The following is a 22461-nucleotide window of genomic DNA, read 5'->3' on the forward strand; positions in this document are numbered from 1 at the left end:
CCGGTCACATCCAGCCGTTGCGGCGGAAGCCCCGGTAGAGCAGCGTGCAGGCGATGACCATCACGCCGATCACCACCGGGTAGCCGAAGACGGAGTCGAGCTCCGGCATGTGCTCGAAGTTCATGCCGTAGATGCCGGCGATCATCGTGGGGACGGCCATGATCGCGACCCACGAGGAGATCTTCCGCATGTCCTCGTTGGCGAGCGCGTTGGAGCGGGCGAGCGCCGCCTGCAGTATGGAGTTGCAGAGTTCGTTGGACGACTCGACCTGCTCGCAGACGCGGGCCAGGTGGTCGACGACGTCGCGGAAATACTCGCGCATCTCCGCGGGGATCATCCGTCGCTGGGCCAGCGTGGACATCGGCGACTGGAGCGGCATGACGGACCGCTTCATCTCGATCATCTCGCGCTTGAGGTTGTAGATCCGGCCGATGTCGCGGGCGCTGACGTCGGCGAAGACCATGGCCTCGACGTCCTCCAGCTCGGCCTGCATGCGGTCGGCCACGCTGAGGTACTTGTCGACCACGTGGTCGGCGATCGCGTGCAGCACGCCGGTGGGTCCGCGGTTGAGGAGCTTGGGCTTGTCCTCAAGGCGCGCGCGCACCTCCGAGAGGGGGCAGTGGCTGCCGTGGCGCACGGTCACCACGAAGTCGGGGCCGACGAACACCATGAGCTCGCCGGTGCCGATGATCTCGCTGGTGGCGGTGAGCACCTCGTGGTCGATGTAGGCGACGGTCTTCAGGACCACGAACACCGAGTCGCCGTAGCGTTCGACCTTGGGCCGCTGGTGAGCCTTGACGGCGTCCTCGACGGCGAGCGGGTGCAGGGCGAAGACCTCCGCGAGCCACTCGACCTCGGGGGCGTCGGGCTCGTGCAGGCCGACCCAGACGAAGGCGTTCCCCTTGCTGGAACCTCCGCCGGAGCCCCCGTCGGAGACCGCGTCGGAGCCCTGGTGGTGAGCCGCGTTGTGGGCACGGACGAGCTCCAGGGCGTCGGGGATGCCCAGGGCGTCGATCTTCTTGCCGCCGATGTACGCGGCGTACTCGACGAGCGAGTCGCTCGGCGGGACGCAGACGCCGGTCATCCGCTCACGGATCGAGACGGCGGGCGTGTGCGCGGCACGGATCGTACGGGTGTGCTTGATGCGAGGAAAAAGAAGCGAGGAGCGCATGGCGAGCCTTTCCCGCCCAACCTGGCGGGATCCACACGCGATGCGATGTCACCCCCGGTGAGGAGGGTGATGCGTGTGGCGCCGGTCGGGCACCGAGATGGGGTGGTCGAGGGTGCGCACAGCAGGCGTGCGCGAGCACGTACTGCTGGGATCGCCAGAGGACATCCCGAACCACCTCCAATCAGCAATAGACACGCAAAGCCACCCAAAACTAACACGATTGAGGGGATGACTCTCAGCTTACTCCCAGGTTCAACAGTCGATCATGCGTAACCAGACAAAATTCACACGCCCTTTACGGCACCTTCCCCAGCCGGGAGTGCTCCGACTTGTCCACAGCCTGTGGAAAAGTTCTCGAATCCGCCACGGGCACGGGTCTACCGGAAGCGCCGGCGTCCCGGAGAGTGGCCTTCCAGAGCGTAAACCGCCCGGAGCGAGGGCCTCCCGAAGCGTGAACCGCCCGGAACGCGAGGCTCCCGGCACACGAGACCGCCGGGAGTGCGGCCCTGGTGGGGCACGGGCCCGAGGGCGACGCCGCAAGGACGATAGGCTCTGACGAGTGCGCGTTCTTGTGATTGGATCCGGCGGGCGTGAGCATGCCCTGTGCCGGTCGCTGGCGGCCGACCCCCAGGTCACCGAGGTTCACTGTGCTCCCGGAAACGCGGGTATCGCGCAGGTCGCGACCCTGCACCCGGTGACGCCGACCGACCCGGCCTCGGTCACCGAGCTGGCCGGGAGTCTCGAAGCCGACCTGGTCGTGATCGGCCCCGAGGCACCCCTGGTCGCCGGGGTCGCCGACGCCGTCAGGCAGGCGGGGATCCCCTGCTTCGGGCCCTCGCGGCAGGCGGCGCTGATCGAGGGTTCCAAGGCCTTCGCCAAGGACGTCATGGTCGCGGCGGGCGTTCCCACCGGCCGGTCGCACACCTGCGTCACGCCCGAGGAGGTCGCCGCCGCGCTCGACGAGTTCGGCACGCCGTACGTGGTCAAGGACGACGGCCTGGCCGCGGGCAAGGGCGTGGTGGTCACCGACGACCGCGACGAGGCGCTCCGGCACGCCGCCGCCTGCGGGCGGGTCGTGATCGAGGAGTTCCTCGACGGCCCCGAGGTGTCGCTGTTCGCGCTCTGCGACGGCTCCACCGCCGTGCCGCTCCAGCCCGCCCAGGACCACAAGCGCGCCTACGACGGCGACCAGGGTCCCAACACCGGCGGGATGGGCGCCTACACGCCGCTGCCGTGGGCGCCCGACGACCTCTCCGAGCAGGTGATGGCCGAGACCGTCATGCCGACCGTGACCGAGCTGGCCAAACGCGGCACGCCGTACACGGGGGTGCTGTACGTGGGGCTCGCCCTCACGTCCAAGGGTCCGAAGGTGATCGAGTTCAACGCGAGGTTCGGCGACCCGGAGACCCAGGTCGTGCTGGACCGGCTGGAGACGCCCCTCGCGGGCCTGCTGCTCGCCTGCGCGACCGGGACGCTCGACCGGTTCGGGCCGCTCTCCTACCGCGAAGGCGCCGCGGTGACCGTGGTGATCGCCGCGGAGAACTACCCCGCGGAGCCGGTGAAGGGCGACGTGATCGAAGGGCTGTCCGACCCGGTCGAGGACGCCTACGTGCTGCATTCCGGCACCGCCCTCGACGGCGACCGGATCGTCTCCAACGGAGGCCGGGTGCTCAGCGTGGTCGGCACGGGGCCCGACGTCCCCGCGGCGCGGGCGGCGGCCTACGAGGCCGTGGAGCGCATCCGGATGCGCGGCTCGCACCACCGCACCGACATCGCGGGCCGCGGCGTCTGAGCCTCCGGTTTCCCGGGGGGCCGCGAGACCCGGTCGGCACGTCCGGGTCCGGGTTTTGCCAAAGGCGAACAGCGCGCTGATCGGCATGCCCGAGCCCCGGTTTTCCGGGATGCGTAGCGCCTGATCGGCATGTCGCGGTAAGCCTGGGGCAGTCAGTGCCCGTCCCAGGCCGCTCCCCCCCGGAGGAACGATGTCGCTCGATCCCGCGCTGCCCCCCGAGCGGATCGGCGACACCGGCGTGTTGCGCTGGCCCGGCACCTGGCGGGTGTACGTCGCCACCCGGAGCGAGGAGATCAGGGCCGACACCGAGCGGGCCCTGACGCTGCGCGACGAGGCGGGGCAGCTCGCCTCGGTGGGCGAGGGCATCGGCACGCACCTGGCGCGGGCGGAGACGTACGCGCGCAGCACGCACGGCGTACGGCGCTGGCTGACCGGCCAGGCCATCGAGGGCGCCTGGTCCAACGTGAACAGCGCGACCGTGATGCTGTACGGCGTGCTGCCGACGGCGGAGCTGTGCGGGCGGGCCCCCGAGGTGGTGGCGATCGGCCGGGCCTATCTGCCCGGCGACGACCCCCGGCTCGTCCACCTCCAGGCCAGGCTCGCGGCGGGGGACCTGTCGGAGAACGACAGGCCGCTGATGCAGTCGGTGCTGCGGGCCGCGTACACGGCGCAGGCGATGGAGACCGGGCGGGTGCGCAGCTTCCGCAACCTGCTGCTCGGCGGGGTGGTCATGCTGTCCCTGATCGTGCTGAGCGTGGTGGTCATCGGCGCGATCTGGCCGAACGTCATCCCGATGTGCGGCGACCAGTCGGTGATCCGCACCCAGGGGCTGATGCCCGCCCAGATCTGCCCGACGGGCGGTCTGCGGCCGGGGCACGGCGACGTCCCTCTCGTGGCCCTGATCGGCATGCTGGGCGCGGCGCTGGCCACCGCGGCCTCACTCTCGACCCGCTCGGAGCTGTCCACCCGATACTCGCTCGCGGTCGTGCAGAACCTTCTCAAGGCGCCGGCGGGGGTGGCCACCGCGGTGCTCGGTCTGCTGATCCTGAACTCGGGCTTCGTGCCGGGTTTCGCCGGACTCGGCTCGCAGCCCGCGATCCTGGTCTGGGCGATGGCGTTCGGGTACGGCCAGCAGGTCGTCACCCGCTTCGTCGACCAGCGGGCCGACAACCTCCTCTCGGCCGCCTCCCCCCTCACCACCGCGGGCGGCGCGAAAGGCAGGTAACGGCCCGGGGACGACGGGAGGCCAAGGATTGTCGGCCGTTCGAGGGGTAGTTCCCCCTCGAAGTGGCCGGTTCAGGGGCATCCAACGACTACTGTTGACCGGATAAACCTCGGCTGCCGCCCCGCGCCACACGAATCACCCACATCACTTCAAGGAGCATGACGCATGGTCCGTTACCGCGTGCGCGGTGGCAACCCACTTCGTGGAACCGCCTTCATCCAGGGTGCCAAGAACGCCGTGCTGCCCATGATCGGTGCCGCGCTGCTGGCGTCCCGAGGCCGGACGGTCCTGCGCAACGTGCCCATCATCGAGGACGTCCGCCGCGCGGTCGAGCTGGCGGAGAGGGTCGGCGCCACGGTCGAGCTCCACGAGGCGGAGCGCACACTGGTGATCGACGCCTCGACGCTCAGCAGCCCGGTCCTGCCCGCCGAGATCGCCCGCCGCTTCCGCGGTTCCGTGCTGTTCGTGCCCGCACTGCTGCACCGGCTCGGTGAGGCGGTGATCGAGGGCGTGGGGGGCTGCAACCTGGGCAGCCGCAACCTCGACTTCCACTACCTGGGCTACAAGCGCCTGGGCGCGATCGTGGACGAGGGTGACTCGGTCATCCACGTCAAGTCGTCGGGGCTCACCGGCGCCACCCTGTACCTGGACACCCCCTCGCACACCGGCACCGAGAACCTGATCATGGCCGCCGCCCTCGGGCGCGGCACCACCGTGATCGAGAACGCGGCGCTGGAGCCCGAGGTCCTCGACGTGATCGAGATGCTCACCCGGATGGGCGCGAAGATCAGCGGCGGTGGCACGGGGTTCATCACCGTGGAGGGCGTGGAGGAGCTCCAGGCCGTCGAGCACACCGTGATGCCGGACCGCCTCGACGCGGGCGTGTTCGCCATGGCCGCCGCCGTCACCGGCGGAGAGGTCAACCTGGTCGGCGCCAACCTCGACCACCTCGGCGTGGTCCGCTACAAGCTGGAGCAGATGGGGGTGGAGTTCGCCGACCACGGCGCGGTGCTCCACGTGCGCAGGGACCGCCCGCTGCGCCCGATCAACGTGATCACCGACACCTATCCCGGCTTCGCCACGGACCTGCAGTCGCCGATCATGACGGTCGCGTGCCTCGCCGACGGCGCGAGTTACATTCATGAACGCATCTTCGATGGGCGTTTCGCTCTCGCCTCAGAACTGAACAAGATGGGCGCCGACATTGAAGTGAAAGAGAACAGTGCTGTCGTTCGCGGCGCCACTCCACTCACCGGAACAGAGGTGACCGCTCACGATCTGCGTTCGGGAATCGCGCTCGTGCTCGCGGGCCTCGCCGCCGAGGGGGAGACCGTCATCGGATCGGGATATCTCATCGACCGCGGGCACTCTTATCTGGCCGAGCGCATGCAGTCCCTGGGGGCCGACGTGCGGCAAGAGATTTCAGCTTCATAATGAGCGGGTTTGAGACGCTCAAAAACCGCTCTGACCTGTGTAAACGATGCCAGTCATGGCTTTAACCCGGAAGTGGCTTCCGGAATTGGCCGCAAATCGGGCGTGACATTACGGCCCTCGCAAGCGATCGTTCCAAAAGAGAGCCGAAAACAAACGGACGGCATGATGGGACGAACATTGGTCGAGCGGGCCGAAGAAGCGCCACGAGTGTCACGCCCGGGTGCCATGACACCGGACCTCACTATCGGTGTGGTGGGCCCCCATGACCTCGTTGAACGGGTGATGTTGATGGGGCATGCGGCCGCCCCGTTACCCTGCCGCCTGGTGGCGGCGGCATACCGCGACGAGCAGGAGGCCGCCGACAAGGTCACCCGCCTGGGAGCAGGGGTGGACGCGTGCCTGTTCGCCAGCCCGGTCCCCTACGATCTGGCACGGCGATCGGGGGTGCTGACGATGCCCGCGACGTATGTCCAGCTCGGAGGCGCCGCGCTGATCGCCGCGCTGGCGAGGGCCGCGCTGGACGAGCGGATAGACCCGCGCAGGGTCAGCGTCGACGTGCTGAGCAGGGCGGAGGTCGAGGAGGCGTACCACGATTTGAGCCTTCCCGCAGGGGATGTGCACAGCCGCGACGAACCGGGCGCCACCGGTACGATCGCGGCCTTCCATGAACGCCTCGCCCGCCAGGGCAGCACGAGCGGGGCGCTCACATGCCTGCCCGCGGTAGCCGACCGCCTTCAGACGGCCGGGGTGCCCGTGGTCAGGATCCGCCCCACCTCCGCCGCGGTGCGCACGGCGCTGCACACGGCGGCCCTGCTGGGCGCGCACCACAGGCTGGAGGAGTCGCAGCTCACCGTGGTCCTGGTGGAGGTGCCCACGCTGCGCGAGCCGGTTCGCCGTGCCGCGCCACGCTACTGGCGCGACGAGCTCCGGCTGTCCCTGCACCGGTTGCTGGTGCAGGAGGCCAACCGGATCAACGCGTCGGTCACCGCGGTCGACGACCACAGCTACATGGTCACCGCGACCCGCGGTTCGGTGGCCGCGGCCACCGAGGGCTTCCGGGTGCTGCCGTTCGCCGCGCGGGTCCGCGACGAGCTGGGCCTCGCGGTCGAGGTGGGCGTAGGCATGGGCCGCACCACCCACGACGCCGAGTCGCACGCCAGGGCCGCGCTCGCGCGCACACAGGCGGGCAAGCAGGCCCAGGGCTTCGCGGTGGACCGTGAGGGCAGGGCGCTCATCCCGGCCCCCAGGATGCCCCCTCAGGGCGCTGGAGCGCTGAAGCCGAAGGGCGTGGAGGTCCTGGCCCGGCTCGCGGCCAAACTGGAGGGTGGGGACACGGTGGTGGACGCGGAGGGCGCCGGCAAGATGCTCGGCGTCACCCCGCGTACGGCACGGCGGTTGTTGCGCACGCTGGTAGACGAGGGACTCGCGTGGCCGCTTCCGCCGAACCGGACACCCCAGCCGGGGCGTCCTCGTCAGCTGTACCGGCTGATCGTGGAGAAGCTCGGCGCCCGCTGAGCCCTACGCCTCCATCGGCACGGAGGGTTTCCGCCGCACCCGGGCGGCGGGACCTCCCGGGTCACGGCACGCCGACCCCGGCGTGGCGTGACCTGCCGGGCCCGGACCGTTCGACGTGGCGCGGCGTGACGTAGCGTTGTCGATTCGTCGCCGCGTGTTCACGAAACCTTGTTCACCGTGGCTCGTTCACCGGGACGTGTTCACTGCGGCTTGTTCATTCCGGCCTGTTTGTTTTTGCCTGTTCACAGCATCCTGTTCATTACGGCGTTCATTACGGCCCAGTGATTACGGTCCACCCCGGCACGGTGAGGACGCGGCAGGGACCCCGATGCCGCGATCCCCCTCGGCGCGGATCCGCCGGCGCGGCGTCAAGGAAAACCACTCGGGTCACGCCCCGCGGAAGCGCGTCTCAAGGTCCGAAACTCGCGAGCGGATTGTCGGTGTCAGCCACTATTGTCATGAGCTATGAGCAAAGACGGTGCTTACAGCCGTAAGACGCTTCTCGTCTGGGGAGCGCTGGCGATCGTGTACGTGGTGTGGGGTTCCACGTACCTGGCGATCATGATCACGATCGAGACGATCCCGCCGCTGCTCAGCGGAGCCGCCCGGTTCATCACGGCCGCGCTCGTACTGGGCCTCGTGGTGCTCCTGGTGAAGGGACGCGATGCCTTCCGGATGACCTGGAGGGAGGCGGGCGGGGCGACGCTGGTCGGCCTGCTGCTGCTGAACGGAGGCAACGGCATGGTCGCCGTGGCCGAGCAGCACATCTCCAGCGGCCTGGCCGCGCTGCTGGTGGCCTCGACCCCGCTCTGGCTCGTCATCTTCAGGATCATGTTCAGGGACCGGCCGCGGGTGCTGACGCTCGTGGGGGTGCTCATCGGGTTCGGCGGCGTGGCGGTGCTGTCGCTGAGCGGCGGGAGCAACGTGGCCGACGGCGTCGGAGTCGTGATCATCCTGCTGGCCTCGCTGTCGTGGGCGGTCGGCTCGTTCCTCGCCTCCCGCATCCCCATGCCCGCGAACCCCTTCGCCGCGAGCGTCGTCGAGATGGCGGCGGGCAGTGTCGGGCTCGCCCTCACCGCCGCCGCGATGGGCGAGCATCTCGACGTCTCCGTCGTCTCCGCACGGTCGTGGACCGCGCTGATCTATCTGATCATGGTCGGGTCGCTGGTCGGCTTCACGGCGTACGTGTGGCTGCTGGGCAACGCCCCGATCTCGCTGGTCTCCACCTACGCCTACGTCAACCCGGTCGTGGCCGTCGCACTGGGCGCCCTCGTGCTGAGCGAACCGGTTACCGGCTCGATGATCGCGGCCGGCGTGGTGATCGTCGTCGGCGTGGCCCTGGTGGTCTCCACGGAGCGGCGGCGGGGAAAGCCGGAGCCCGCGGAGCCGGAGCCGAAGCCGGAGCCCGCGGAGCCGGAGCCCGCGGCCGTGTAGGCCGCGGGCGCCCGGCGCGGGTCCGGCGGGTCAGGCGCCTTTGAAGGCCGCCGCGGCGGCGAGGAAGGTGTCGTTGGCCTCGGGGTCGCCGATGGAGACGCGGGCGCCCTCCCCGGCGAAGGGCCGTACCGCGACACCCTCGGTCGCGCACACCCCGGCGAATTCGAGCGTGCGCTCCCCCAGCCGCAGCCAGACGAAGTTGGCCTCGCTCACCGGCACCTCCCAGCCCTGGCCGATCAGCGCCTCGCGGACCCGGTCGCGCTCCTTGACCACGACGTCGACACGCTCCATCAACTCGTCCTCGGCGGCGAGCGAGGCGATCGCGGCCGCCTGGGCGAGGTGGTTCACCGCGAACGGCACGATCGTCTTGCGGACGGTGGACGCCACCGGCTCGTTCGCGATCAGGTAGCCCACCCGGAGCCCGGCCAGGCCGTACGCCTTGGAGAAGGTGCGCAGGACGGCGACGTTCGGCCGGTCGCCGTAGACGGTGAGCCCGTCGGTGACCCCGGTGTCCCTGACGTACTCGCGGTAGGCCTCGTCGAGCACGACGAGCACGTTCTCCGGCACCCGGTCGAGGAAGGCCTCAAGCTCCGCCGCGTGGACGACCGTGCCCGTGGGGTTGTTCGGGTTGCAGACGAAGATCATGCGGGTGTGCGGGGTGATCGCGTCGGCCATCGCCTCCAGATGGTGCGTCTCGCCCAGCAGCGGGACCCGCACCGAGGTCGCCCCCGCCAGGTCGGCCAGCAGCGGGTACGCCTCGAAGGACCGCCACGCGTAGATCACTTCGGCGCCCGGCTCGCTCACCGTCTCGAAGAGCTGCTGGGCAACCGTCACCGAGCCGGCGCCGAGCGCGATGTGCTCGGCCGGGACGCCGTACTTCTCGGCGATCGCCGCGGTCAGCTCGGTGGCCGCCGGATCGGGATAGCGGTGCATCTGGGTCGCCGCCCTGGCGACCGCCTCCACGACCGAGGGCAGCGGCTCGTAGGGGGATTCGTTCGAGGAGAGCTTGTAGGACCGGCCGTCGGCGGACACCACGGCCTTGCCCGCCCGGTAGGCGGGCATCGTGTCCAGGATCGCGCGGAAACGAGGCATGGCCTTACCTTATGAGCAGCGGGCGGATGGGGCATCCTGTAACACTGGAGGTGAGAGGCGTGCCCGACCGGGAGGACGACATGAGCATCGCATCGCTGGCCGACAGGCCGAGCGCCGAGGCGGACGAGACGGGGTCGCCCGAGCTGGAGCCGCTGCCCCGTTGGGTGTTCCCTCCCAAAGAGGGCTTCTCGGCCGAGGACCTCGACCGGCTTCGAGGGATCCCTCCCCACACGGAACTCATCGATGGCACTCTCGTCTTCGTGAGCCCCCAGACCCGTTTCCACTCACTCATCGTGGATCTCCTGATTTACACGCTGCGTCAAGCGGTTCCGTCCGGACTGCGTGTTCGCAGGGAGATGACGGTGACACTCGGCAAGCGCCAACGCCCCGAGCCCGATCTCGTGGTGACCCGAGTCGATGGCGACCTGGATCTGAAGCAGACCACCTACCAGCCGGCCGACGTCGTCCTCGCCGTCGAAGTCGTCTCCGCCGAGTCGGAGATCCGCGACCGGGAGCGCAAGCCGGTCCTGTACGCCCAGGCGGGCATCGACCACTTCTGGCGGGTCGAGGAGAAGGACGGCCGCCCGGTCGTCTACGTCTACGAGCTGGACCCGGCCACCAAGGCCTACGCGCTCATGGGGATCCACCACGACCGGCTGAAGGTCAGCGTCCCGTTCGACGTCGACGTCGACCTGACGGAGATCGACGGCCTCTGATCGTCGGCAGGGCTCCACGGCTCACCACGACGGGGCTCGCTCCGGTCACTCCTTGAGAGAGCGGAGCATCGGGGGATGCAGCGCCACGGCGGGGCCGCGGCGATACAGCTTGGCGGGGCGTCCGCCGTCGCGGGTGGTGGTGCCGCCGGTGGGCACCAGGAAGCCCTCGGCCTTGGTGACCTTGCGGTGGAAGTTGCGCGGGTCGAGGGTTCGGCCCCAGACGATCTCGTAGACCCGGCGCAGCTCGGCGACGGTGAACTCCGGCGGGCAGAAGGCCGCGCCCAGCGGGGTGTATTCAAGCTTGGCGCGGGCCCGCTCGATCCCGTCGATCATGATGCGCCGGTGGTCGAAGGCCATCTCGCGCAGCAGCGAGGAGACCGGCTGCCAGCTCATGTGCGCCTCGGTGGAGGTCGGCAGGTGCGGGGCGAGGCCGAGGTAGGCCACGCTCAGCACGCGCTGGCGCGGGTCGCGGTCGGGATAGCCGTAGGTCTGCAGCTGCTCCAGGTGCACGGGGGCGCCCGGCAGGCCCGCCCGTTCCGCGAGGACGCGGGCGGCGGCCGCGGGCAGGTCCTCGTCGAGCTGGATGAAACCGCCTGACAGGGCCCAGCGTCCCTCGTACGGCGGCTTGTCGCGCCGCCAGACGAGCGCGCTCAGCACCTGGCGGCGCACCGTGAGGACGACAAGGTCCACGCTGACGGGAATGCGCGGCACCATGGCAGGCACGTTACACCGGTCAGACCCGTACGCGGACGTGCAACGTCTCGGTGGCGGCGCGTCCGTCGGCCGCCGCGACCGAGACCCTGACCCAGGTGTCCTCGGGCACCTGGGTCCAGTCGAACGGGATCCACGCCGTTTCCATCCGTACCGGCAGGTCCGGCGGCGGCTCGGTCAGGTTCACCCCGGCCACGTCGACGACGCGGGGCTCCTCCTGGCCCTCCCAGGTGATCGTCACCTTGGAGCCCATGGGGATGTTGTAGCCGCGGATCTCCATGCCGTCCTGGATGTCGCGCTGCATGCGGATCGCGTCGGCGGCGATGGGCCGGTTGTAGTCGCGGGCGATCTCCTCGGCGAGGGACGGGGAGCCGCAGGTGTAGAAGTCGCTCCACATGTAGGAGACGACCTTGGAGACGTAGCGTCCGACCTGTGCCACGGCCGTGTCGAGCCGCTCCTTGTCGGTGCGCCCTCGGTCGGACCCCGCGGCGCACGGCTCCTCGCCCGACGGCTCGAAGGCCTCGACGTTGGCCCAGAGCTGCACGTTGAAGCCCTGCTCGATCATCCTGGTCCTGGCGAGGGACATCTCGCGGTAGTAGTCGCGGGTCGAGCCGTGGTACGCCTCGCCGTTGGTCTTCTTCTTGACGACCGGGCTCAGCCGCTCGTCGATCTTCTCCTCGCGCTGGTCGGCCCAGAACAATCCGACCTTGCCCGTACCCCGGCTGTCCTGCGGGGCGATGATCCCGACACCGGTCCTGACGAGGGCCTCGAAGCCCTTGGCGACCTGCTTGGGAGTGGCGCTGAACGGCCGTTCCTTGCGGGCGTCGAGGTAGGGGCTGACGAGCACGGGCCTGCCGGGCATCTCCTGCTCGACGATCTCGTGCTGCGAGGCGTAGACCCTGAGCGTCGGGTGGTCGGAGTCGGAGTCGCCGACGTACTTCATCTCGCGCATCTGCAGCTCGAACGGCTGGTAGAAACCGCCCAGCGAGGTCCGGTCCTGGAAGCGCGCCCCGTAGTCCTGCATGATCCGCCGGGTGAGGGTGGTGAGCGTGTCCGTGCCCTGCTTGGCGGCCTGGGTCTTCTGCGCCGGGTCGCGGGGGGCGAGCGGCAGCGCCGGGTAGACCTTCACGCCGAACCGGTCACCGAGGTCGAGCAGCTCGGCGAGGCTGTCCTCGTGCGCGGCCGCGACCAGGATCACGTGATAGCCGCGTCCCTTGGAACGGATGTTCTCGCAGCTCGGGTCGTCGGTGCCGTCGTCGGGGGCGACGATCCGGTAGAAGACGGTCTTGTCGGTGACGATCTTCCGCTCGAACTCGGGGCAGCGGAACAGGTCCGGGCCGAACGCCTCGTCGGTGCGGTAGACGAACGTCCAGCTCACCCGGTTGCCGGGGTTGGCGGCCTTGAGGTCGTTCTCCGCCGCCAGCGCGCACGGGACCCCGTTCTCCTCGCACGGCTCGTAGCGGGCGTCGACGTCCCCCTGGCCGTCGAGGATCCGGCCGTCGTTGTCGAGGCGGCGCGCCTGCAGGCCCCAGCCGATCCGGATCACCGTGTCGCCGCCCACCTCGTGGATGGCGCCGAACTGCCGGCGCCAGGTGCAGTGGTCGGTGGTCGGGACCAGCCAGTAGCCGGTGACCGCGTACGGCCAGCGCATCGTCGTGTCGAACGTCCCACACGGGTCGGTGAACTCGGTCACCTCCGGCACCGGCACCGAGGGGGTGGCGGAGGTGGAGGGTGAGGGCGAGGCCGTGAGCGACGAGCCTCCCGCCGTCGGGGAGCCGTTCCCGGTGGGCGTGGTCACCACGAACGCCGCCACACCCGCGAGGATCGCCACGCCCAGGAAAGCGATGAGCCAGCGCACGTTCAGGACACTACCGTTCTTGTGATCAGGCAGACATAAGGAGCCGGACGGACACCGCGGGCCTCGCCGTATCGACAATCAGCTCTTGACGCCCGCCCACGCCTCCAGCTGAGCGACGAAACGGCGGGCCGAGTTGGGCCAGTGGTGGTTCGCACGAGCCGCCGCATACCCTCGGGCGCCCCTGGCATACCGCTCCCTGACGTCGTCTCGCAGGAAGAGCACGGCCTGGGCCACGGCCTTGGGATCCTGCCAGGGCACGACCATGCCGCTGTCGTAGCGCTCGACCAGCTCCACCGCGCGGGGCGAGGGAGTGGTGATCACCGGGATGCCGTGCGCCATGTACTCCACGATCTTCGTGGGCATGGAGTGCCGGTAGTTGGGCTCGTCGTGCAGCAGGGAGAGCCCGGCGAGCGCGCCGTCGAGCCGCTTGAGCGCCTCGTCGTTCGGCATGAAGTCACGCCACTCCAGCACGCCCTCCGCCACCGCCTCGTTCAGCGTCGGCCGCGACTGCGGGTCGGCGTAGCCGATCAGCTCGACCGCCACCCGGTACGGCTGCAGCAGCCGGGCCACCTCGATCGCCTCGCGTACCCCGCGCGCGCCCGACAGCCAGCCGAGGTAGACGACGCGGTCGTCGCCCGGCGGCGTCACCTCGTCGGGCACCCAGGTCTCGTTGGGCACCACCAGGTGCGCCTGGCGGAACCTTCCCGCGTACGCGGTCTCGGCCAGCAGCAGGTGCAGGTGCCGCTCGGCCGTGCCTTCGAGCAGGCGGGCCAGGAACCGCACCGGCGGACGCAGGAACGCGGGCAGCCAGGGCTTCAGCGACAGCGTCGCCGGGGTGTCCTCGTGGACGTCCCAGACCACCGGGGGCCGCTTGCGCACCCCCACCACCGCGAGCAGCAGCTCGGGGTCGTGGATGACCACGAGGTCGACCTCGCCGCGCATACGCTTGAACACCTTGCGCGCGGCGCGCACGGCGGCGAACCGCTTGCGCTCGGCGGCGCGGGGGAGGTCGACGCCGTTCACCCAGGAGCGGGCCATCACGCCCCGCGCCGTGTACGGGGCCGCGTACGTGACCTCATGACCGGCGTCCACGAGCGCGCGGATCTGCCGGTGCAGGATCCGGGCGTCCTCGGGGTGATGCACCACCGTCATGACGAGCACGTGCACTTCGCGCAGCCCTCCGTCGCTAGAGCCGCTCGACGCGTTCACCCTCGGCGAGCACGCCTCGGGTGTCGAGCACGAGCTTGCCATGGTCCTCGACCGTCGACAGGTCGAAGGCGGCGTGCTGCTGGAGCAACAGCGTCACGTCGGCTTCGGCCACCGCCTTGGCGAGGTCTTCCTCACGTGGCACGTCGACGTCGTCGACCCGCCACTCCTTGACGTACGGATCGGCGAAGACGAGCTCCGCCCCCAGCTCGAGCAGCGCCCGCGCGACCGGCAGGGCCGGGGTCTCACGCTCGTCGGCGATGTCGGGCTTGTACGTGACACCGAGCAGCAGCACCCTGGAGCCGTTGACGGGCTTTCGCTGCCGGTTGAGCAGTCGCTGCACGCGGGCCACCACGTAGGACGGCATCCGCTCGTTGATCTCCTGTGCCAGCTCGACGAAGCGGAACGGGTAGCCCAGCTTGCGCACCGTGTAGGAGAGGTAGGAAGGGTCGACGGGGATGCAGTGCCCGCCGACGCCGGGTCCGGGGAGGAACTTCTGGAACCCGAACGGCTTGGTCGCCGCGGCCTCGATCGACTCCCACAGGTCGACACCGAGCTCGTCGCAGAAGATCGCCATCTCGTTGACGAGGGCGATGTTGACGTGGCGGTAGGTGTTCTCCAGGAGCTTGGCCATCTCGGCCTCGCGGGTGCCGCTCACCGGCACGACCTGCTCGATGAACTGGGCGTAGAACCCGACCGCGCGGTCCTTGCAGGCCGGGGTGTAACCGCCGACGACCTTCGGGGTGTTGCGCAGACCGTATTTGGGGTTGCCCGGGTCGATGCGCTCGGGCGAGAAGGCGAGGTGGAAGTCGGTGCCCGCGACGAGACCCGAACCCTTTTCCAGGATGGGGCGGGCGACCTCGTCGGTGGTGCCGGGCCAGGTGGTGGACTCCAGGACCACCAGCGCGCCGGCGCGCAGGTTGCGTGCGACGGTGGCGGTGGCGCCCTCGACCGACGACAGGTCGGGGCGGTGGTCCTCGTCCAGCGGGGTCGGCACGCAGATGACGACGGTCCGGCTGTCGGCCAGTACGGATTCGTCCAGCGTGGCGGTGAAGCCTCCCGCCAGCATGTGCTCAAGGTCTGCGTCGGTCAGGTCGTCGATGTACGACGTGCCCGCGTTGAGGGCCTCGACCTTCGCGGCGTCGACCTCGAAGCCGACGACCCGCAGACCGGCCGCGGTGGCCTCCTTGGCCAGGGGCATGCCGACGTAGCCCAGGCCGATGATGGCCAGGTCGTAGGCAGTCACTGGATGACCTTGGAACGCCGGAAACAACACTTCATGGTCGCAAAGGCTATCTCAAGTCCGAACGAGCTACGCCTAATGCGATTGAACGCATCGCAAACGGCTGGTCTCCCTGTTACCAACACGAGACCATCATCCAGCAATCGATCGGTAAATATCACGGTAAGTCTCCGCGATGCGGCTCCACGTACGCTTCGCCGCCACCTCGGCCCGTCCCGCCTCACCCATCCCGGCCCTTCGCTCAGGATCGTCGCGCAGTCCGGCGATCGCCTTGGCCAGCGCCTCGGGGTCTCCCGGGGGCACCAGAAGCCCCGCCCCCTCCGAACCCACGAGCTCGGAGAGCGCCGGCAGGTCGCTCAGCACGACCGGCTTGCCGAGAGCCATCGCCTCGACGGGCTTCAACGGCGTGACGAGCCGGCAGACGCGCAGGTCCTCGCGGGGGCAGACGAAGATGTCGATCGCCGCCTGCGCCTGCAGGGCCTCGTCGGGACCGACACGTCCCGGCAGGATCGCGATGTCGCCCAGTCCCAGCTCCTCGACCTGTTCGAGCAGCGCCGCCCGCTCCACGCCGTCGCCGACGAGAAGCACCTTCACCGGCGCGCCCTCGTCCCGCAGGAGCGCAGCCGCGTTGATCATGGTGGCGAAACCCTCGTAGGCCACGATGCTCGACACCGAGCCCATCACGATCTCGCCGGGCTCGATGCCGTACGCGGCACGGAACGCCGCACCGTCGTACTCGGCACTGAGCAGCGAGTCGTCCACCGCGTTCGGCGCGAGATAGATCCTCTCCCTCGGCACCCCGCGTTCGACGATCTCGTCTGCCATGGTCTCCGCGAGGGTGACCACGGCGTCGGCGGAACGCATGATGAACGCCTCACGGTCGCGCTGCAGCACGTGCCGCTGGCTGCCGATGCGCTTGGGGTCGCGGGAGGCCCAGGTCTCCTCGAGGAAGCCCCGCACCTCGTAGACCATCGGCGTGCCGGTACGCTCGCGCACCGCGAGCGCCACCGACCCGTTGCGATGGTCGGTCGCGGCGTGCAGCACCTGCGGTCGCAGGGTCCTGACCAGCTCGGTCACCTCTCCGGCGCCGCGGATCATCCGCCCCTGGCTCTCGAACGGCACCTCGCCGCTCGGGATCAGCCGGTGGTAGGGGATGCCGTCGATCTCCTCGTACGGCGTCGCGTCGGCGTGCCCCTGCATCATCGGCCAGCCCCAGCTGGTCACGACGTGCGGGTCGAGCCCCGCGGCCTTCTGCGAGGTGACGATGCGGTGCGTGCGGACGGTGTATCCGGCCTGCGTGTACGGCAGCGCGTTCGTCACGCAGTGCAGCACCCTGCCGGGGAACCGCTCGCCCACGATCACCTTCGCCTTGGGCGGGATCGGGTTCGGCTGGATCGCGGCCAGCTCTCCCGCGTAGTAGGCGTGCCGGCGCTTGATGAAGGGGTAGCGCGTGTGACCCTGCAGCACCGCGGCGGCCTCGCTCATCCGGCCGGAGTCGAAGTGCTCCTTCGCCTCGCTCCACGGGCCCTTCACCAGGCGCATGCCGAGCTTGCGTACGACGATCTTGGCGCGGCGCGCGACGGGCCAGGCGAACCGGCCGACCACGGGACGGACGCTCGGCGGGAGCGTCTCGGCCGCCGCCTGCGCCACGCGTACCGGGTCGGACTTCACCTTGGTCGCCACGACCCGGGAAACGATCACCGGGTGCTGGACGAAGCCCTTGATGAGGCCGCGCAGCCCGGCCCTGGCCGACTTCGCCGAGACCGGGGAGACGGGGGAGTTCGGGGAGGCAGGGGAGCCAGGGGGCGTCTGGGAGTCCGGGGAGGCCGGGAGCGACGCGGGGACCTTCTCCTCGTCCTCGTCCGAGGGCCTCGCCGTGACGGTGGGCATGTCGGAGACGGGGAGGGTGTCCGGGGCGGAGGGCGTGTCCGGGAGGGTGGGTGTCTCCGGTGTCTCCGCCGGCTTCGTGTCCGGTTCCGTGGTGCCGTCCGCGTCGGGTTCGCGCGTCGTGTTCGCGTCGGGTTTCCGCGTCGTGTCCACGTCGGAGAGCGGGGCCGCGTCCACGGGCGAGGGCGTCTCCGCGCTCGGCGGGGGCGGCGGCTCCGTGGGCGTGTCCACTGCGGGGGTCTCAACGGCCGGGAGCGTCTCCGAGGGAGAGGGTGTCGCCGGAACCGAGGGCGTCACCGGATCCGGGGACTTCACCGGATCCTTCGCCGAAACCTTCGCTGGAACCGAGGGGGAGTCTGGCCTGTTGGCATCGGATACCACGCCGTGACCGTACCATAGGCAACGTTTGCCCCACTGCCGCATGAAAGGCGAGGTCAATGAGGGACTTTGCCCGTCCGGGCGCTGCTCAGAGCCCCGATAATCCCCTCGTCCTGCACGTGCTCGGCGCGCGCCCGAACTTCGTGAAGGCCGCTCCCGTGGTGCGCGCCCTCACCGAGCTCGGGGTGCGACAGGGCATCGTTCACACCGGTCAGCACTACGACGCGCTCATGTCGGACGTCTTCTTCGCCGACCTCGGTCTTCCCGAGCCGATCGCCAACCTCGGCGTCGGTTCCGGCTCGCACGCCCGGCAGACGGCGGCCCTGCTCGTCGGCCTGGAGGACGTGGTGCTCGAACACCGTCCCACCCTGGTCGTCGTCTACGGCGACGTGAACTCGACGCTCGCCGCGATCCTCGTCTGCGCCAAGCTCCACGTGCCGACCGCGCACGTGGAGGCGGGCCTGCGTTCCTTCGACCGGGAGATGCCCGAGGAGGTGAACCGGGTCGTCACCGACGGCCTGTCCGACATCCTCTTCGCCACCTCGCCGGACGCGCTCTCCCACCTCGCCGCCGAGGGCGTCGATCCGGCCAGGGTGCACCTCGTCGGCAACCCGATGATCGACAGCCTGTTCTCCGCGCTGGACCACCTCGACCCCGCCCCGGTCCGCTCCCGGCTCGGCCTTCCCGAGCGGTACGCGGTCGCCACCCTGCACCGTCCCGGCAACGTCGACGACCCGGCCTCGGCCAAGGATCTCGTCGACGCCGTACTCTCGGTGAGCGAGCGCCTGCCGGTCGTGGTGCCGCTGCACCCGCGCGGCCGGACCCGTCTGGCGGAGGCCGGACTGGTGAACGGGGAGAACCTCCTCATCGTCGACCCGCTGGGCTACGTGGACTTCCTGTCACTGGTGCGGGGCGCGACGCTGGTCGTCACCGACTCCGGCGGCGTGCAGGAGGAGACGACCATGCTGGGTGTGCCCTGCCTCACGGTGCGGCCCAACACCGAGCGGCCGATCACCATCACGCACGGCACCAACCGGCTCGTCACCCCCGCGCAGTTGCCCGCCGCCGCCGACCTGGCGCTGGCCGAGGGCTCGGGAACGCCGTCGGGCGAGCTGCCTCCGCTCTGGGACGGTAAGGCCGGTCCCCGGATCGCCCGGGTGATCGAGAGCTGGCTGCGTGGCGGCAACCTCTCGCCGGCCGGTCAATCCGTATCGCCCAAATCCCTTTAAAACGGCCATTCGGCTACGACTTTGGTCGTACGCTGGCACGACCTCTGACAAAGGCGATTCCCCATGAGCGATGAGACCCCAGAAGAGCCGAAGTTCCAGCGTCTCGGACCGATCAACTGGCTGCCCGAGGAACGCAAGGTCGTCGAACGCCTTGAGGAGCGCGTCCACGACCTGGAGCGACGGCTCGCCATCGCCGAGGCGCGGGCCGACTACGCGCAGTGGAAACTGGAGTCCACCAAGGTGCAGCGCCCCTACCGGGTGGCCGAGGCACTGACGTCCGCCAAGGGGCCGGGGGTCACCGCGCTGCCGGGCAAGCTGCGCTCCGCGATGCAGGCCCGCAAGGGCCCCAAGCCGCCCCGTCCGGTGACCGAGGTGGTCGAGGAGCTCGACCGGCAGGGGCCCGTGGTCGACGTACCGCAGGTCAAGTGGCCCGCCGGTCCGATTGTCCGCCCCGACATGAAGGTCGCGGTCATCCTGGACGACTTCTCCCGGATGGCGTTCAAGTACGAGTGGGACCAGATCGAGTTCGGGCTCCGCGACTGGCCGGAGATCTTCGCCGAGCGTCGTCCCGAGCTGCTGTTCGTGGAGTCGGCCTGGCACGGCAACCAGGGCCGCTGGCGCTACCAGATGACCGGGACGAAGGCTCCCAAGCCCGAGCTGATCGCTTTGATTGACTGGTGCCGCGCGGAGGGGATTCCCACGGTCTTCTGGAACAAGGAGGACCCGCCGAACTTCGACTTCTTCATCGACACGGCCAAGCTGTTCGACTACGTCTTCACCTGCGACGGCGACATGGTCCCCCGCTACCGCGAGGTGCTGGGTCACGACCGGGTCGACGTCCTGCAGTTCGCCGCGCAGCCCCGGGTGCACAATCCCATCCAGGAGAAGCAGGGGCGCGTCAACGACGTGGTCTTCGCGGGCATGTACTTCAGGGACAAGCACCCCGAGCGCCGCGAGCAGATGGAAACCGTCCTCGCCCCGATCCGCGAGCTCGGGCTGCACATCTTCGCCCGAAACGGCACCGTCGACGAGAAGTACGCCTGGCCGAAGGAGTACGTCCCGCACATCGTGGGCGAGCTGCCGTACGACCAGATGCTGGCCGCGTACAAGATGTACAAGGTCTTCCTCAACGTGAACTCGGTGCTCGACTCACCGACCATGTGCGCCCGCCGCGTCTTCGAGCTCTCGGCCTGCTCGACGTCGGTGGTCTCCGGCTGGTCCCGGGCCATCGAGGAGACCTTCGGGTCACTGATCCCGATCGCCCGCGACGAGCTGGAGTCGTACAACCAGGTCCTGCACCTGATCAACAGTCCCGAGCTGCGCGCCCGTCAGGGGCACCTGGCCATGCGCGAGGTCTTCGACAAGCACCTGTTCTCGCACCGCGTGGACCAGATCCTGGGGATCCTCGGTCGACCGGTGCAGCCGCGGACCCGCTCGATCTCGGTGGTCCTGCCCACCAACCGCGCCTCCCAGATCGAGCACGCGATCTCCTCGGTGGCCAAGCAGATCCACCGTCCGGTTCAGCTCGTCATGGTCCTGCACGGGCTCGCCATCGACCCCGTGGTGGTGGCGGACAAGGCGCGGATGGCCGGGATCACCGATGTCGTGGTGCTGCCCGCCGACTCGTCGCTGTCGCTGGGCGCCTGCCTCAACATGGGCATCGCCGCCGCCGAGGGCGAGCTGATCGCCAAAATGGACGACGACAACCTGTACGGCGAGCACTACCTGTCGGACCTGGCCCGCGCCTTCGACTACTCCGACGCCGAACTGGTCGGCAAGGGCGCGCACTACGCGTACTTCGAGGGCGGCAACACCACGATGCTTCGGCTGCCGGGGCTGGAGCACCGGTACGCCTTCCTGGTGCAGGGCGGCACCTTCCTCGGCAAGGCCGACATGTTCCGGCATTATGGGTTCGAGGACGTGACCCGGGGCGAGGACACCCGCCTGGTCCGCCGGCTCAAGGAGGACCGCGTCAAGATCTACTCCGCCGACCGGTTCAACTTCGTCTACTGGCGCAGTGGCGACAAGTCCCTGCACACCTGGCAGGCCGACGACATCAAGCTCACCCGCAACGCGCAGTTCTCCTTCGCCGGGCATCCGGAAGCGCACGTCATGATCTGACGTTGGTGGGGCGGTTCCCGAAGGGATTGGACGGTTCCCGAAGGTTTTCCTGCGGCATGGGCACGACGGCTGGGGGCCGACGTGTCAGGTGGGTGCGCGCTCCGGTGGGCGGGTGCTCCGGGCGGCCGTCGTTGGTGACGGGTCTGGGTGTCCGGCCGGTGTTCAAGGTGCGTGCGCGCTCCGGTGGGCGGGTGCTCCGGGCGGCCGTCGTTGGTGACGGGTCTGGGTGTCCGGCCGGTGTTCAAGGTGGGTGCGCGCTCCGGTGGGCGGGTGCTCCGGGCGGCCGTCGTTGGTGGTCGTCTGGTGGGTCAGGCCTCCGGCCTGGCGGGCGCGCTGGTTGCGGATTTTTATAAGCCGCCCGGAACACCCACCCACCTCCGCACACGGCCCGTCTCGCCGTAGGTGGTGCGGTCCGTAGTGGCTTTCTTACGGGCCGCCCAGTGTGCGCTGGGGACGCTGAAGCAATCCGTACGGGGTCGTTCGGGGTCCGTCGCCGTAGCTGAAGCGCCGGTACGGAAAGGAGCGCAGCGGACTCGCCGTGATTTCACCGGGCTCGGCGTGGTTCGCTCTCTTGGCTCACCACTCGTTTTCCGCCTGATCGCGGTTCTCCGCCCTCGGCTGTGGGGGCGTCGGTGGTCGGGTCAGTGGCGGACGGCGCAGAGGAGGCGGTTGTTGCCGCGCTGCCAGAGGGTGCCGATCTCGGCGAATCCGGCATCGCGCAGGGCGTCGACGTGCTCGGAGAGCAGGGAGGACTCCGAGCCGTGGTGGTCGGCTCCCGCGGTGGTGCGTGCGGTGTGGAGTTCGGCGAAGGCGGGATCGGCGGCGATCGCATCCCACCACTGGCGCCAGTCCTCGGGGTGGCCGCCGGCGAACACGCGCTGGGTCTCCCGGTCGTGTACGGCGCGTTCGAGACGGGCGATGGCCGGGGTGGTGTCGTCGGTCTCCATGTGGTCGCCGTTGAGCAGGAGCCCGCCCGGGCGCAGCACGGTCGCCAGTTCGGCGTACATCTTCTGGAGGTCGGGCCCGGAGATCCAGTGCAGTGCGGTGGTGCTCACCGCGACGTCGGCCGGCCTGTCCAGGCCGAGGGATCCGGTCCATCCGGGGGTGCGCAGGTCGAGGGAGAGGAAGGTGAGGTGCGGGTAGGCGGCCCGGCCGAGGCCGAGCAGCAGGGGGTCGGCGTCGACCGCGATCACTGTCGCCTGGGGCAGTCGCTCCAGGAGACGGGCGGAGAGCGAGCCCGGTCCACATCCGAGGTCGATGACGAGCGGATCTGGGCGGCCTGTCGCTTCGACGGCGTCGATCAGCGCGGTGAAGCGCTCTTCGCGGTCGGGCAGGTAGCCCTCCTGCTGACGATCCCAGCGTGCGATCCACTCAAGTGCGGCATCGTGGGTGAGCACCATAGTCTCCTTGTGACTGTCATCTAAGCTTATGACAGTTACAAACTAGAAC

At 69.6% G+C, this 22461-nt stretch carries 16 protein-coding genes; 8 read left to right on the forward strand and 8 right to left on the reverse strand.

The genetic code is table 11. The features are described from left to right. Positions 1-4 precede the first annotated feature (4 nt). Entirely contained in the window at positions 5-1171 is a 1167-nt protein-coding gene (corA, locus tag ABZ664_RS32385) for a magnesium/cobalt transporter CorA (RefSeq protein WP_362518356.1), read from the reverse strand. Positions 1172-1730: 559 nt separating this feature from the next. On the opposite strand from corA, the gene purD reads away from it, so the two are divergent. The 5 genes from purD (at position 1731) to ABZ664_RS32410 (ending at position 8571) form a co-directional block, all read left to right on the forward strand. Further along, positions 1731-2963 (forward strand): phosphoribosylamine--glycine ligase, encoded by a 1233-nt coding sequence (purD, locus tag ABZ664_RS32390; RefSeq protein WP_362518359.1) that lies wholly within the window; start codon positions 1731-1733, stop codon positions 2961-2963. A gap of 190 nt (positions 2964-3153) precedes the next feature. Further along, positions 3154-4188, forward strand: a complete 1035-nt coding sequence (locus ABZ664_RS32395; protein WP_362518362.1) for a hypothetical protein — start codon at positions 3154-3156, stop codon at positions 4186-4188. A 165-nt stretch (positions 4189-4353) separates the two neighbouring features. Next, positions 4354-5622 carry a UDP-N-acetylglucosamine 1-carboxyvinyltransferase gene (gene murA, locus ABZ664_RS32400; protein WP_362518366.1) on the forward strand — a complete coding sequence of 423 codons (1269 nt, stop codon included), beginning with the start codon at positions 4354-4356 and terminating at the stop codon, positions 5620-5622. Positions 5623-5847: 225 nt separating this feature from the next. Continuing rightward, positions 5848-7137 carry a GTP cyclohydrolase IIa gene (locus ABZ664_RS32405; RefSeq protein ID WP_350942411.1) on the forward strand — a complete coding sequence of 430 codons (1290 nt, stop codon included), beginning with the start codon at positions 5848-5850 and terminating at the stop codon, positions 7135-7137. A gap of 465 nt (positions 7138-7602) precedes the next feature. Beyond that, on the forward strand, positions 7603-8571 hold the full coding sequence (locus ABZ664_RS32410; protein WP_362518372.1) for an EamA family transporter: 969 nt from the start codon (positions 7603-7605) through the stop codon (positions 8569-8571). Positions 8572-8601: 30 nt separating this feature from the next. Here ABZ664_RS32410 and hisC read toward each other — a convergent pair whose 3' ends face one another. Further along, positions 8602-9663: a histidinol-phosphate transaminase gene (hisC, locus tag ABZ664_RS32415; RefSeq protein ID WP_362518376.1), complete on the reverse strand. Its 1062-nt coding sequence runs from the start codon at positions 9661-9663 to the stop codon at positions 8602-8604. Positions 9664-9743: 80 nt separating this feature from the next. Here hisC and ABZ664_RS32420 point away from each other — a divergent pair, with 80 nt between their 5' ends. Continuing rightward, a complete protein-coding gene (locus ABZ664_RS32420; RefSeq protein WP_362518379.1) occupies positions 9744-10379 on the forward strand; it encodes a Uma2 family endonuclease in 636 nt (211 codons plus the stop codon). 45 nt (positions 10380-10424) lie between these two features. On the opposite strand, the gene ABZ664_RS32425 is transcribed toward ABZ664_RS32420, so the two are convergent. The 5 genes from ABZ664_RS32425 to ABZ664_RS32445 form a co-directional block, all read right to left on the reverse strand. Then, complete coding sequence (locus tag ABZ664_RS32425) at positions 10425-11093, reverse strand: NUDIX domain-containing protein (RefSeq protein ID WP_362518382.1); 669 nt, start codon at positions 11091-11093, stop codon at positions 10425-10427. Between the two features lie 19 nt (positions 11094-11112). Then, positions 11113-12948, reverse strand: a complete 1836-nt coding sequence (locus ABZ664_RS32430; RefSeq protein WP_362518386.1) for a DUF4434 domain-containing protein — start codon at positions 12946-12948, stop codon at positions 11113-11115. A gap of 78 nt (positions 12949-13026) precedes the next feature. After that, a complete protein-coding gene (locus ABZ664_RS32435) occupies positions 13027-14115 on the reverse strand; it encodes a glycosyltransferase (RefSeq protein WP_362518388.1) in 1089 nt (362 codons plus the stop codon). A 19-nt stretch (positions 14116-14134) separates the two neighbouring features. After that, on the reverse strand, positions 14135-15400 hold the full coding sequence (locus ABZ664_RS32440) for a nucleotide sugar dehydrogenase (RefSeq protein WP_362518390.1): 1266 nt from the start codon (positions 15398-15400) through the stop codon (positions 14135-14137). Positions 15401-15529: 129 nt separating this feature from the next. Continuing rightward, entirely contained in the window at positions 15530-17515 is a 1986-nt protein-coding gene (locus ABZ664_RS32445; protein WP_362518394.1) for a glycosyltransferase, read from the reverse strand. Between the two features lie 206 nt (positions 17516-17721). On the opposite strand from ABZ664_RS32445, the gene wecB reads away from it, so the two are divergent. Together wecB and ABZ664_RS32455 are read left to right on the forward strand one after the other, a co-directional pair. Continuing rightward, positions 17722-18891 (forward strand): UDP-N-acetylglucosamine 2-epimerase (non-hydrolyzing), encoded by a 1170-nt coding sequence (gene wecB, locus ABZ664_RS32450; RefSeq protein ID WP_362518398.1) that lies wholly within the window; start codon positions 17722-17724, stop codon positions 18889-18891. Positions 18892-18954: 63 nt separating this feature from the next. Further along, on the forward strand, positions 18955-21012 hold the full coding sequence (locus ABZ664_RS32455; protein WP_362518404.1) for a glycosyltransferase: 2058 nt from the start codon (positions 18955-18957) through the stop codon (positions 21010-21012). Between the two features lie 641 nt (positions 21013-21653). On the opposite strand, the gene ABZ664_RS32460 is transcribed toward ABZ664_RS32455, so the two are convergent. Continuing rightward, entirely contained in the window at positions 21654-22412 is a 759-nt protein-coding gene (locus ABZ664_RS32460) for a class I SAM-dependent methyltransferase (RefSeq protein ID WP_362518407.1), read from the reverse strand. Positions 22413-22461 lie beyond the last annotated feature (49 nt).

Origin of the sequence: Streptosporangium sp. NPDC006930, assembly GCF_040635605.1 — a bacterium.
Classification (GTDB): Bacteria; Actinomycetota; Actinomycetes; order Streptosporangiales; family Streptosporangiaceae; genus Streptosporangium.